This is a genomic window from Paenibacillus sp. FSL M7-0896 (assembly GCF_037975415.1).
In the GTDB taxonomy this organism is placed as follows: Bacteria; Bacillota; Bacilli; order Paenibacillales; family Paenibacillaceae; genus Paenibacillus_AQ; species Paenibacillus_AQ silagei.
In genome coordinates this window covers 3,948,522-3,961,308 of sequence record NZ_CP150250.1, presented here as the reverse complement: position 1 = coordinate 3,961,308, position 12,787 = coordinate 3,948,522, and the positions used below count along the sequence as shown (strand labels likewise).

The following is a 12,787-nucleotide window of genomic DNA, read 5'->3' as shown; positions in this document are numbered from 1 at the left end:
ATCATAACGGGCACTTCTTACGTAGGACCATATGCTTATTGACATAGATTCTCTGGAATAATATATTAAATATGTTCCGATTTACAATTTTGGTAGAAGAAGATTATTTTTTTGGGACAAAAGTTTAAGCGCTTTAACTTTTGTCCGGCAGGCAGCATCCGCAATATCCAGTAAGGAGGTGAGCTTTTCCTACAGCTGTCCGTTTGTGAATACAATGGGTTCTCTTAAGTATCCACCCCAACCACAAGGAGTGAATGGATGATGAACAAGCAAGGGAAACGCAAGCTGCACTGGAAAAGTCTGATGCTTCTATGTCTGGCCATATTTATCCTGCCTGCCGGATCTGCCTTCGCCGCTGTGAACAAACCGTTCCCGCAGCACACCACCTATACAAGCGGAACCATTAAACCGAACAATGTCACTCAGACCGTCATGGATAACGCCGTCAAGACCAAATGGGATGCCTGGAAAGGCGCATATCTTAAGCCTGCCGGAACAGGCAAATATTATGTGAAATATAATTCAGCCGGGGAGACGGTCTCTGAAGCACATGGCTATGGCATGCTGTTCACCGTGCTGATGGCCGGCTACGACAGTAACGCACAGACCTACTACAACGGACTCTACAATTATTACACAGCACATCCAAGCGCCATCAACCCCTATCTGATGTCCTGGAAGCAGAACAGCAGCTTCCAGAATATCGAAGGGGAAGACTCCGCAACCGACGGAGATATGGATATTGCCTTCTCGCTGCTGCTGGCCCACAAGCAATGGGGAAGCAGCGGAACCGTCAACTATCTGCAGGCTGCGACGAATATGATTAACGCCATCATGGATAATGAGATTAATCAGACCCAGTGGACGATCCGTCTCGGGGACTGGGCGAACAGCGGCTCATACAATACGGCTACCCGCCCTTCAGACTTCATGCTCAATCACCTGAAGGCCTTCCAGGCTGCTACAGGGGATGCCCGCTGGCAGAATGTAACGAACAAGACCTACACCTTAATCAACAGCCTCTACACCGGCTATAGCTCAACCACCGGCCTGCTGCCGGACTTCGTGGTCTACTCCAGCAATACCTATAAGCCGGCTGCGGCTAATTTCCTGGAGGATGCCAACGACGGCAACTATAACTATAATTCCTGCCGCACCCCGTGGCGGATCACCACCGATTATCTGCTGACAGGCGATAACCGGGCCTTATCCCAGCTGAATCAGCTGAACAGCTGGATCAAGACCAAAGCAAGCAATACGCCGGGTAACATCAAGGACGGCTATAAGCTGAACGGAACCACCTTCGGCAGCTATAACAGCGGCGCATTCTATGCCCCCTTCGGCGTAAGCGCAATGACCTCCTCCGCCAACCAGAGCTGGCTGAACTCCCTGTGGAGCCATACGGCGAACAGCGCGGCAGAGGACTACTATGAAGACAGCATTAAGCTGTTCTCCATGATTGTCATGTCAGGCAACTGGTGGGCGTACTAAGCGTTACCTAGCAGCTTCCCGGTGTAAACTGGTGAAGCTGCTTTTTTAATGGGATTATGGGGAAGATTATCACTCTAGCAGTACTGGTTATAAATGGTTTGTTTCTTTGAGACGTTTATATTATGTCTACATCTGTCAGACTTTGTCCCTACATTGAATATGCAAGAATAGAGGAACATGACATAATGTGATATTTAATTCAACAAAATAACAAATAATAACAAAATAATCTTCAGAAAATATATATCATTTGACATCTTATGGACTATATCAAAAATATAGGGACAGATGTATTATTTAAGTTGTAATCGGCCGATTAACAATGGTTGGAAAGGCGGAAGAATTGTGAAAATTAAAAAGTTTCTGTCTGTTCTTCTTATCTCTGCTGTCGTATTGATACCATCGGCTTCCGCATTTGCCGAAGAAAATGTACAATCCATGGAAATTTCTCCAGCATCGGTTGGAATTGGGGATACTGAGTCTACTGCAATAAGTTTAATATTGAATGGAGAAGGTGGGGTCTTAGGGGGAGTTACCTATGATCTTTTTATTCAAAATGGAACAGAACAAGATTGGTTTAAATGGACCAACACTACGCCTAACTATGTACGAGCTAATGCCTTAGTTGGAGGGTTCCCAGGCAATGGGCCCACTAGGGCGGCAGTTATCATAAAAAAGGAGGGCTGGGGTGACACTGGTCCTATTTACCTCGATCAAGCAAATACAGCGGAAAGACAAAATTTTGCTAATATGGTCATTGCCCCAGGAGCTACTGTATACGTAAGAGTTGATTCGCCCAATAACCCGAATATGTCGGCATACCATTTTGTATTTTTTGCACTTCCACTTTAATATGTAGAATGATAAAGGGCATCTCCTTTAAAGGGGATGTTCTTTTTCATTTGCTAACTTACGTATTCTTCTACAGTATCAACAACACTAGATTATAAAGTTCATTCCCCCTTCACAAGGTAAAAAATACTACTTGTCTTATCAATTTCTTAAACATGCCAATGATACTGTACTAAGAGTACATGTTGTTCCAAAAGGGATAAAGATCATTGACGATGCTTCGCATTACACGAAATTCTGTGATATTTTTAACATCTTAATTTTTAATTTTATTGCTAAATTAAGGATGACATCTCATCCACAGTTTGCTTGGGAAAGTGCGGAATTACACAGAATTTTCACATTTTGTCGTTTTCATGGAAGCTTTCTTTCTATTGAAATAACACCGCACTGTCGCATATAAAGAAACCTGCCCGAATCTATAAAGAACTGTGATTTCCTGAGCGTGGAAAATGCAAGATATGTCACTTCGCGGCTTGCAAAATCAAGTTACAATCGTTGAAAAAGTCAAAAGGATGTACTAAGAAAGGGGTTATGTCGGTGGTACAATTGCCAATAGTAAATGAACTGGGATTCTTTGAGATTCGTCTGGAATCCATTGGAGGCCTGGGCGCGAACCTGGCAGGTAAAATGCTGGCGGAAGCAGGAGTGGTCGGCGCAGGGCTGAACGGCGTCAGCTTCTCATCGTACGGTTCGGAGAAGAAGGGGTCTGCGGTTAAGGCTCACATCCGCTTCTGTGATATGGATACCCATATCCGCGATACTTCACCAGTCGAGCGTCCGCATGTTGTCGGCGTATTTCACGAAGCACTTGCCAAGACCGTTAATGTAACCAGCGGAATTCATGAACACAGCACCGTTCTTGTGAACTCGGCCAAGACGCCGGAAGAACTCAGAGAGCTGCTGAAGATGAAGGCCGGCACGATTGCGGTAATCGATGCTACCAGCATCGCACTCAAGGAGAAGAATCGTGTTAACATGGCCATGCTGGGGGCGTTGTTCCGGCTCTGCCCGTTCCTGGATACGGATATCATGAAGGGCGTCATTGAGAAGTCGCTCGGCAAAAAATATCCGCAGGCCGTCCAGTCGGCCATCACGACCTTCGAGCGCGGCTATAATGAAGTGAAATTCATGCAGTTCGAGCTGGCTGCCGGCGACAGCATGCCGGAATATGTCCGTTCCGATATCTCGGCTCTCGGTTACGAGACTCAGCCGATGGGCGGTACGATCACCAACCCGGGCAGCAGCTTCCTGAAGAATCTCAGCATCTCCCGTTCCGGTATGCTTCCGGCATTTGAGATCGAGTCCTGTATCAACTGCGCACAGTGTGACACGGTATGTCCTGACCAATGCTTCGTGTGGGAAGAGCGCCTGGACCGCAAGGGCCGTTCGCAGATGTTCCTGCTCGGTATTGACTACCAGTACTGTAAAGGCTGCCTGAAATGCATCGGTGCCTGCCCGACCTCGGCATTATCCAGCATGAGGGAGAAGGAAGGCTATGCGGACAGCCATGCCGTGAAGCATCAGTTCGATCTGGTAACTCCAGTCTAAAACCCGGAAGAAAGGTGGAATACATTGTGGCTATTGATTATGAAAAAGAACTAGGCTCCGCCAAGGTGGAGCAGAAATTCCTATACGAGTCCGGCAATGAAATGGCGGCCTATGCCGCACATCAGATTAACTATCATGTCATGGGTTATTTCCCGATCTCCCCATCGACTGAGGTGGCTCAGTTCCTCGATACGATGAAAGCCAGCGGCCAACACGATATTATGCTGGTACCGTCCGACGGCGAGCACAGCTCCGCCGGGATCTGCTACGGTGCTTCGACGGCAGGCGGCCGTGTGTTCAACGCAACCAGCGCTCAAGGGTACATGTTCATGCTGGAGCAATTACCTGTACAAGCAGGTACGCGGATGCCGATGGTCATGAATCTGGTCTGCCGTTCGATCTCAGGACCGCTGAATATTCACGGAGACCATTCCGATCTGTATTTCGCCCTGAACACCGGCTGGCCGATCCTGATGTGCCGTGATCCGCAGTCGGTCTATGATATGAACCTGATGGCGCTGAAGCTGGCGGAACACGCCAAAGTCCGGCTGCCGGTGATGGTAGCCTCTGACGGTTACTTCACCTCGCACCAGAAGCGCCGGGTACAGGCTTTTGCCCACCGTGAGGATGTTCACAAGTTCGTTGGCGAACAACCGCCTGCCGGCTTCACCGATACGCTGGACCGTAATAATCCGGTCACTGTGGGACCTTACATGAATGAACCGGATTACATCAACAACCGCTATCAGCAATCCGTTGCGATGTACAATGCGGGTGAAGTCTTTGAAGAAATCGCCCAGGAATTCGCAGAGCTGACCGGACGCCATTATGAGATGATCGAGCAGTACCGGATGGAGGATGCCGATGTTGCTGTCTTCCTGATGAACTCGGCTTCGGAGATCATTAAGGATGTAGTGGATCAGCTCCGTGAGCAGGGAATCAAGGCAGGGGCAATCTCCCCGAACATGATCCGTCCGTTCCCGCAGAAGCAGATTGCTGAAGCGCTGAAGCATGTCAAAGCCATTACTGTAGGTGACCGTGCCGATTCGGTCGGCGGACACGGCGGTAACATGGTGAACGAGATTAAGGCGGCACTGTTCACTTACGGCAACACAACGACTAAGGTGATTAGCCGGATCTACGGTCTGGGCGGTAAAGACTTCTATGCCGAAGACGGACACCACTTCTTCCAGCTGGCTATGGATGCCGTTGTTGCGGACCGTGTAGAGATTCCTTTTGATTACTATGGCCACAATCCGGGGGCGCCGGAGAATGCGCCGAAGCGCCTCTTGAAGCCGATGGACTTCGATAAGCTGAAGACCGGCCTGATCACGGTAACTCAGAACGAAGAGACCGGCAAGCTGAGTGTCAGAGTTCCGCCGGTCCGTTCGCTGATGAAGAAGCCAAGACGTCTGTCTCCAGGACATGGGGCATGTCCGGGCTGCGGGATTTTCTCCGGGCTGGAGCTGTTCTTCAAAGGGATCGAAGGGGATATCGTAGCGCTCTACCACACCGGCTGCGCGATGGTAACGACTACCGGCTATCCGTATTCCTCCCATAAATCGACGTTCATCCACAATCTGTTCCAGAATGGTGCTGCTACACTGTCCGGCGTGGTTGAGATGTTCTGGGAACGCAAACGCCGCGGTGAGCTTGACGGGCTGGGGCTGAAGGAAGACTTCACGTTCGTTATGGTTACCGGCGACGGCGGGATGGACATCGGGATGGGACCTGCGATCGGTGCAGCGCTGCGCGGCCACAAGATGATCATCGTGGAATATGATAACGAAGGATATATGAATACAGGGGCGCAGCAGTCCTATTCGACACCGCTTGGACACCGGACTTCCACCTCAAGCATCGGCAAAACCCAGCAGGGCAAGGTGACCCAGCACAAGGATACAGCGCAGATTATGGCAGCTACCAACATTCCTTATGTCTTCACCGGCTGTGAAGCTTATCCGCAGGATATGCTGAAGAAGGCGGCGAAGGCCCAGTGGTATGCGCAGAATGAAGGTCTGGTCTACGGCAAGATTCTTATTGCCTGTCCGCTGAACTGGATGAGCGACGACAAGGACGGCACAGATATCGTTTCCCTGGCTGTCGAATCCTGCTTCTTCCCGCTCTATGAAGTAGAGCAGGGAATTACGAGTATCACCTACAACCCGGAAGACAAGGACAAACGGATAGAAGTATCTGCCTGGCTGAAGACGATGGGCAAGACCCGCCATCTGCTGAAGCCGGAGAATGAACCGGCCCTGCGCAGCTTCGAGGGTGAAGTTCAGCGCCGCTGGAGCCGCCTCAAGGCGAAGCATGAGCATCCAGACTTGTAAGGTGTAAGGTCTATTGGAGTCTTAGCATTTGTAAGCAAGCAATAGCTAAAGTTTGTACCCGCCCGGCAGAGTCACTCTGCCGGGCTATTTTGCAGCTGTAACCAGAACGGAAGAATATTATAAAATAATCATGCAAAGTGATATAGTAACGAGGGGAAACGCAAATGAAAAAGGTTGCATTCAAGAAGCTTGCAACTCTATCGATGGTGTAGTTCACCTGCAAGGGAAGGGATAGGAGGGAAACATGGCAACGGTGTTCTTAATCATTATTTATCTGGCGTTCATCAGCCTGGGACTGCCAGATTCGATGCTTGGCGCAGCCTGGCCGATTATCCGGCTGGATTTCGGGGCGCCGGTCGAGCTGGCCGGACTGCTGTCGATGATAGTAGTCGCCGGGACGATTATCTCAAGCTTGGCCAGCAGTGTGGTGCTGAAGCGGCTCGGGACGGGGATGGTTACTTTTATCAGCGTGGCGGTAACCGCTCTGGCCCTGCTCGGCTTCTCTTATTCCTCTTCCGTCGTGTGGGTGGCTCTGCTGGCCTTGCCTCTGGGTCTGGGGGCCGGTTCGATCGATACAGGGTTGAATAATTATGTGGCGACTCATTACAAAGCGCATCATATGAGCTGGCTGCACTGTTTCTGGGGGATAGGGGCTATGCTGGGGCCGATTCTGATGTCGCGTTATATTGCGAATGGCGAGTCATGGAGAATGGGATTTTTCGCGGTCAGCATGATTCAGTTCGCGTTAGTCGTGGTACTGTTCTTCAGTCTGCCGCTGTGGAAGCGGGCGGGCCAGGGCAGCAGACCGCAGCCTCAGGAGATGCCGGAGCAGGCAGAATCTCTACCCGCTGCTGCATCCCTAGCGGGCAGCAAGGTGCTTCGCATCCCGGGCGTGAAGCTGGCGATGCTCACCTTCCTGTTCTATTGCGGAGTGGAAGCTACGGTGGGGCTATGGGGCAGCAGTTATCTGGTGAACGTCAAGGAGGTATCCCCGGCAACGGCGGCCGGATGGGTCTCGCTCTATTATGGCGGAATCACGGCCGGGCGGCTGATTACCGGCTTCATTACCTTCCGGTTCAGCAACCGTACGCTGATTCGCGGAGGGTTGGCAATCTCACTCGCGGGTGCGCTGCTGCTGGCCTTGCCGCTTCCGGCGATATGTTCACTCGTTGCTTTTATTCTGATTGGCCTCGGCTCGGCACCGATTTTCCCCTGCATGCTGCATGAGACGCCCGCCCGGTTCGGAGCGGAGCATTCGCAGAAGATTATGGGGTATCAGATGGCCTTGGCCTACACCGGCGGTGCGTTCTTGCCTCCGCTCTTGGGCTGGGCGGCGGCGCGGAGCACCTTCATGATTCTCCCGCCGGCAATGATTGGGTATATAATAGTGATGATAGTAAGCTCTGAAGTGATCAACCGAATGATGAGCAGACGACAAGGAGAGGTGAGCCTGTAATGAGATTCATAGAATGGCAGGATGGAGCATGGAGCAATGAACCGGTGTCAAGCAGCACCGCGGACGGTCAACTGGTGGCCCATGCAGCGGAAGGCAGCGATTACTGGGAAAAGACGATGTACGGCTTCCAGCATGACAACGGTCATGCGCTGCTTGCCCCTTGGGATAAGGCAGAGGCGATAGAGATCAGCTTTGCGCTGGACGGGTTCACGGAGCTGTACGACCAGGCAGGTATTATGCTATGGCACAGCGGTGAGCAATGGATTAAAGCTGGTATTGAGCTGAATGACGGTGTTCCCCATATAGGTGCAGTCGTGACGGACGGTTACTCTGACTGGTCATTGTCCCCTGTGCCCGAGTGGAAGGGCGAAGTGATTACCCTGCGGGCTTCACGGATGAAGGATGCGGTAATCCTCAGAGCGCGAACAGAGAATCATCCCTGGCGGACTATCCGCGTTGCCCGGTTCCCCTATGAGACTGGCAGCCAGGCGGGACCCTTCCTGTGTGCTCCAACGCGGGCCGGGTTTCAGGTCACCTTCACACGCTGGGCGGCTACAGCACCCGATGCAGACGTTCATATAGACCCGCCAATCGTATAGACTTCCCGGAAAAGGCAAAACCGCCGCTGCGCGTATCTTTCACGCGCAGACGGCGGTTTTGTCTTTTACAATATACTATCTTATAGACGGGAGAGGCAGACTAGACTATCTTTTTCTGCTGCGCACCATTGCGGTAGGCCCGCACATTTCATCCCGGACAGAATAAGTGTAGATATGGTGAGGGACCGGAACACAGTGGTGGCGTCTGACGACCTCGACATGGTGGACCACCTGGACCACCTGGGGATGATAGTAATCTTCATATACAACCTGTGTAGGATCTGTAACCGTTTCAGCAGGACATTTCGGACAATTTCTCATTACACTCAGCTCCTTCGCAGTGGACTTATGCCAGTATACGCGTTATGCAGGAGCCTGCTTGTTCATTCGTCTAGATTCCGGCAAAATAGGTGTCCGGCCATGCTGCGTCTCACGAACGCTTGTAGATCTCGCGCATGACATGGCGCAGCTCGGGCAGGATTAGCCGTTCCATAGCCAGTTTGATTGCACCGGTGGAGCCGGGCATGGAGAAGACAGCGGTACTGCCGATTGTCCCGGCAATGGCCCGGCTGAGCATGGCGGCAGAGCCGATATCTTCGGTGAAGCTCAGCAGCCGGAAAATCTCCCCGAAGCCCGGCAGCGACTTGTCCAGCAGAGAGGCTACGGCCTCATAGGTGGTGTCACGGGGGGAAATGCCGGTCCCTCCGGTCAGAAGCACAGCTTCGATGCCGGAATGAACGGAGCTTTTGTAGACCAGCTCCCGGATATCTTCATAATCATCCTTGACGATGGTGCGGCCGGTCACGGTATAACCGGCGGCTTCCAGCAGACTCTGGATCAGCGGACCTCCGGTGTCCGTATCGATGGTGCGGGTATCCGAGACCGTTATGATGTAGCAAGCGACTGAATCCGGGGCTTCGCTCCGGTGTTCTTCGACGGATGATATACGAACCAGCTCCTTTTTGTATCTGCTGTGCAGCTTATATTTCCCATGATAGGGGATGGAAGCGGCAATAACAAGCTCCCCGGGGGAAGCTGATGTATGCCTCACCAGGTAGGGCCGCCTTGCACAGAGGCGGTCATTGTAGTACACTCGCTACCATAACCGATTGAGGCAGGGAGAGAGCAAACTTGGAACAGTCATTACCAGTATATATCTTGTCGGGATTTCTCGGCAGCGGCAAGACCACATTACTACAGCGTCTTTTGGATCATTGGAATCATCAGGGCCTCCGGCCGGCCGTGATTATGAACGAGCTGGGTGAGGTGAATCTGGACGGCTTGCTCGTGGAGCAGTCTGTGCCGATGGCAGAGATGCTGGGCGGCTGTATCTGCTGCACCAGCAGGGGGGACTTAAGTACGGAGCTGACCACGCTGGTCAAAAAAGAATCGCCGGATGTAGTTATCATCGAGGCTACAGGCGCAGCCAACCCGCTGGAGATTGTGGATGCAGTAACGGAGACTTCGCTATATCAGCAGGTGGAGCTGAAGGGGCTGATTACCGTCGTTGATGCCGCCCATCTGCTGGAGCTGTACCGCTCCCAGCAAGGGGCTACCTACCGTCTGATGCAGGAGCAAATCCGCTGTGCATCCGTCCTGATCCTGAACAAGACAGACCGCATTCAAGCCGCAGAGATTGCAGAGATCTCGGAGGTGCTGCGTAAGTGGAATGCGTACGCGGAGATTCTGCCGGCGGTACGCTGTGAACTGGAGCCAGAAGCGCTGCTGGGCAGTGTGGGAGCCGTTCATATGGAAGACCGGCCTGAGGGCGGGGAGCATATGGAGGGCGGAGCTGAAGGGGCGATGCATGCTTCGCATGATCATGTGATGGCTTACACGCATTATTTCCAGAATCCCGTGAACAGCGAGGAATTCGAACGGTTTGTGAAGGAGCTGCCACGCGATGTGTACCGGGCTAAGGGGATCATAACTTTTACCGATACCTCCAGCCGGTTTCTGTTTCAGTACGCCTACAGAGAAGCGGATTTCATGAGAATTACGCCCCAGGGCGAGGTGCCGGATGTTGCGGTATTCATCGGTGAGCATTTCTCCTCCGGTGAGCTGCGCAGGGAGCTTCTGCGCCTGGAGAGACGTCTGCTGACCAGACCCGCAGCGGTCAAACGAAGCCTATAGTTAGCAATCTGCAGTTCCTTATGAATGGTTCGTTCTTATTCTTGCAGGTTAATACATAGGCATACCCTATACTAATTGCAGGAGGTTGTAAGGCTATGACCCGAATTCAATATCAGGAATGCATTAATGCTTTGATTAAATGTATGGATGCCTGTAACTATAGCTATGTCTCAAGCCTCAAGGAATATGATCTGGCCGATCTGCGGGAGAGCATCCAGCTGGACCGTGAATGCGCAGACATCTGTTCCTTCGCTATACAGGCGATGACCCGCCGAAGCCCGTTCGTGGCCGAAATCCTCAAATTATGTGCTGACATCTGTGACCGCTGCGCGGACACAAGCAGCCGTCATAAGCATAACCATTGCCAGGATTGCATCGATACCTGCCGCAATGCAGCCATGGCCTGCAGAAGGGTCAGTGAAGCTGTTGAAGTCTACGCCTGACATCACCCTTTAGGACTAACATATATAGCATCGAATACTTAACAGGAACCAGGGCGGGTGCGGATTTTTTTCTGCACAGTTCTGGTTTTTTCAATGTGAATTTCATGGATCTGGGAAAATAAAAAGGAGAATAAAGCCATTCCGGCGAATGTTACATAAGAGAATAATCAGGCTGCCATTCGATGCGGCCCATAGGCATGCACGAATGGAAGGAGGCCTGGAAGCCACGAATGCAACATCTCTAATTACAATTACCGAAGGAAGCAAGCGCTATGGAAGCCGCCCGGTACTTACCGGAATATCGATGACAGTTCTTCCCGGAACGGCCACGGCTCTGATCGGCCGTAACGGGTCCGGCAAGAGTACGCTGTTATCCATCCTCGCGGGGCTGCTGAAGCTGTCCTCCGGTGATCTTACCTGCGACCGTCGGGCGATAACCACAGGTTATGCACCCGAGGCATTTCCCGGCTTGAAGCTCACCGCCGAGGACTATCTGCGCTATATGGGCCGGATTGCCGGACTCTCCGAAGCGGCTTCGGCGTCCCGGATCAACGAACTGCTGCAGCTGTTCAGTCTCGAATCGTACCGCAGTCACAAGCTGGCAGGCTTCTCCAAGGGAATGCTGCAGAAGGTCAACCTGATCCAGAGCCTGCTCATCCGGCCGCAGCTGCTGTTGCTTGACGAGCCCATGTCAGGACTGGATCTGCCGGCACAAGATACGCTTATCGAAATACTGCTGGAGCTGAAGGCGGAGGGGACGGCACTCGTATTGTCCGTTCATGAACCGCAGATCATCGAAGCTGTCGCGGATACCGTATATGTATTACATGAAGGACAGACTATCCGGACGATTCATGGAGCGGAGAAGCTGAAGAGTGCTCCAGTAGTGGATATCGTCTATACAGCACTGCCGGGACAAGCCCAGCGGGCTCTGGAAGCCTTGCCTGGAGTCATCCGAGTGCTGCCGGAGCCGGACTTCGCCGGTACAGCGTGTACAGGGTTGACTGTAGAACAGAAAATGTCAGATACCTGCCTGCAGCAGATTCTTGCTGCGGGCGGTTCCATAGTTTCAGTGAAGCCTCTCGGGGGATTAAGTGACCTGGCCGAGTGGATGGACCCCAAGGATCAGAGCGGGAGTGGACGCGGGTGAAAGGGCTAATCGGTTATTTTTTGCATAGTTATACAGTCTCCCAGCGGTTCTTCGGACCGGTTGCCGGTGTAATAATTGCGGTATTAATTCTCTATTCCTATAAGCCTAATCCGGTCATGAGCAGCTACTCGGCTACGGCAGTCTTTCTATTCATAGCCTGTGCGTGGCTCGGCTTAAGCTTCCTTAACCATGAGCAGGCGGTGCAGAAGCAGGTGGTTATCGTTCAGCTCCGCAGTGCCCGCCGCTACAGTATCGGCGGTCTGCTGACCCTGGTCCTGCTTACGCTGCTGCTGGATGTCATCATTGTTATGTACCCCGTCTTGACCGGAAGCTTCCATGAACCTGTCGGACTTCAGCGGATATTGCTTGGTTTGGCCGGACATGCTCTAATGGGGTTATTAGGGATTACACTCTCCTTGTACCTGCAATCCTCGTGGGTACCGCGGGCTGGATATGCGGCCGGAATGATGCTGATCCTCCTCATTCTATCTATTAGCGCCGGTAAAGTGGCTGATGTGGTGCCGGGGCCTGTTGTATCTATTCTCCTGCCCCCGGTATACCCGGTCATGGACAGGATGATGAATGCAGAGACTCTGCCAGTGTCCTCCGTGCTAGGAGCCTATGCCCACGCGTTGGCGTACATAATATTGCTTGCCGGGTTCTACATTTACCGTACCGGCCGTATGGACTATAACAAAACAAACTGAGCTGTGTCCTTTGACCTTGATGATTTACAATTTGAAAAAAGTGGCCGGAAGTCCAAATGTTCACCGCAGCAA

General features: G+C 52.1%; 12 protein-coding genes. 10 read left to right on the top strand and 2 right to left on the bottom strand.

Features of this window, described 5'->3' with window-relative positions:
• The first annotated feature begins 258 nt into the window (after positions 1 to 258).
• The 6 genes from MKY12_RS16950 to MKY12_RS16925 all read left to right on the top strand — a co-directional run bounded on the left by MKY12_RS16950 (position 259) and on the right by MKY12_RS16925 (position 8,282).
• Positions 259 to 1,491, top strand: a complete 1,233-nt coding sequence (locus MKY12_RS16950; RefSeq protein ID WP_235191857.1) for a glycosyl hydrolase family 8 — start codon at positions 259 to 261, stop codon at positions 1,489 to 1,491.
• A gap of 345 nt (positions 1,492 to 1,836) precedes the next feature.
• Positions 1,837 to 2,343, top strand: a complete 507-nt coding sequence (locus MKY12_RS16945; protein ID WP_339310051.1) for a hypothetical protein — start codon at positions 1,837 to 1,839, stop codon at positions 2,341 to 2,343.
• A gap of 540 nt (positions 2,344 to 2,883) precedes the next feature.
• Positions 2,884 to 3,894, top strand: coding sequence for a 2-oxoacid:acceptor oxidoreductase family protein (locus MKY12_RS16940; protein WP_036724606.1), 1,011 nt, complete (start codon positions 2,884 to 2,886; stop codon positions 3,892 to 3,894).
• Positions 3,895 to 3,920: 26 nt separating this feature from the next.
• On the top strand, positions 3,921 to 6,227 hold the full coding sequence (locus MKY12_RS16935) for a thiamine pyrophosphate-dependent enzyme (RefSeq protein ID WP_209878488.1): 2,307 nt from the start codon (positions 3,921 to 3,923) through the stop codon (positions 6,225 to 6,227).
• Between the two features lie 244 nt (positions 6,228 to 6,471).
• Positions 6,472 to 7,683 carry an MFS transporter gene (locus MKY12_RS16930; protein ID WP_339310050.1) on the top strand — a complete coding sequence of 404 codons (1,212 nt, stop codon included), beginning with the start codon at positions 6,472 to 6,474 and terminating at the stop codon, positions 7,681 to 7,683.
• On the top strand, positions 7,683 to 8,282 hold the full coding sequence (locus MKY12_RS16925) for a DUF1349 domain-containing protein (protein ID WP_339310049.1): 600 nt from the start codon (positions 7,683 to 7,685) through the stop codon (positions 8,280 to 8,282). Before MKY12_RS16930 ends, MKY12_RS16925 begins: the two co-directional genes overlap by 1 nt.
• 105 nt (positions 8,283 to 8,387) lie before the next feature.
• Here the strand turns inward: MKY12_RS16925 and MKY12_RS16920 are convergent, their stop codons facing one another.
• Positions 8,388 to 8,603, bottom strand: a complete 216-nt coding sequence (locus MKY12_RS16920) for a hypothetical protein (protein WP_081751113.1) — start codon at positions 8,601 to 8,603, stop codon at positions 8,388 to 8,390.
• A 109-nt stretch (positions 8,604 to 8,712) separates the two neighbouring features.
• Entirely contained in the window at positions 8,713 to 9,228 is a 516-nt protein-coding gene (locus tag MKY12_RS16915; RefSeq protein ID WP_143803890.1) for a MogA/MoaB family molybdenum cofactor biosynthesis protein, read from the bottom strand.
• Between the two features lie 185 nt (positions 9,229 to 9,413).
• Between MKY12_RS16915 and MKY12_RS16910 the strand changes: the two genes are divergently transcribed.
• The 4 genes from MKY12_RS16910 to MKY12_RS16895 all read left to right on the top strand — a co-directional run bounded on the left by MKY12_RS16910 (position 9,414) and on the right by MKY12_RS16895 (position 12,715).
• Positions 9,414 to 10,415 carry a GTP-binding protein gene (locus tag MKY12_RS16910; protein WP_339310046.1) on the top strand — a complete coding sequence of 334 codons (1,002 nt, stop codon included), beginning with the start codon at positions 9,414 to 9,416 and terminating at the stop codon, positions 10,413 to 10,415.
• Positions 10,416 to 10,510: 95 nt separating this feature from the next.
• Entirely contained in the window at positions 10,511 to 10,858 is a 348-nt protein-coding gene (locus MKY12_RS16905; protein WP_036699084.1) for a four-helix bundle copper-binding protein, read from the top strand.
• Between the two features lie 205 nt (positions 10,859 to 11,063).
• Positions 11,064 to 12,008: an ABC transporter ATP-binding protein gene (locus MKY12_RS16900; protein ID WP_339310044.1), complete on the top strand. Its 945-nt coding sequence runs from the start codon at positions 11,064 to 11,066 to the stop codon at positions 12,006 to 12,008.
• Positions 12,009 to 12,028: 20 nt separating this feature from the next.
• The gene (locus MKY12_RS16895; protein ID WP_339310042.1) at positions 12,029 to 12,715 is read left to right on the top strand and encodes a hypothetical protein; all 687 of its coding nucleotides are present in this window, start codon (positions 12,029 to 12,031) and stop codon (positions 12,713 to 12,715) included.
• The last annotated feature ends 72 nt before the right edge of the window (positions 12,716 to 12,787 follow it).

Excerpts from the sequence above, each read along its gene's own strand:
- MKY12_RS16950 (WP_235191857.1), top strand. The coding sequence starts at position 259 with ATGATGAACAAGCAAGGGAAACGCAAGCTGCACTGGAAAAGTCTGATG.
- MKY12_RS16930 (WP_339310050.1), top strand. The coding sequence starts at position 6,472 with ATGGCAACGGTGTTCTTAATCATTATTTATCTGGCGTTCATCAGCCTG.
- MKY12_RS16925 (WP_339310049.1), top strand. The coding sequence starts at position 7,683 with ATGAGATTCATAGAATGGCAGGATGGAGCATGGAGCAATGAACCGGTG.
- MKY12_RS16920 (WP_081751113.1), bottom strand. The coding sequence starts at position 8,603 with ATGAGAAATTGTCCGAAATGTCCTGCTGAAACGGTTACAGATCCTACA.
- MKY12_RS16905 (WP_036699084.1), top strand. The coding sequence starts at position 10,511 with ATGACCCGAATTCAATATCAGGAATGCATTAATGCTTTGATTAAATGT.
- MKY12_RS16900 (WP_339310044.1), top strand. The coding sequence starts at position 11,064 with ATGGAAGGAGGCCTGGAAGCCACGAATGCAACATCTCTAATTACAATT.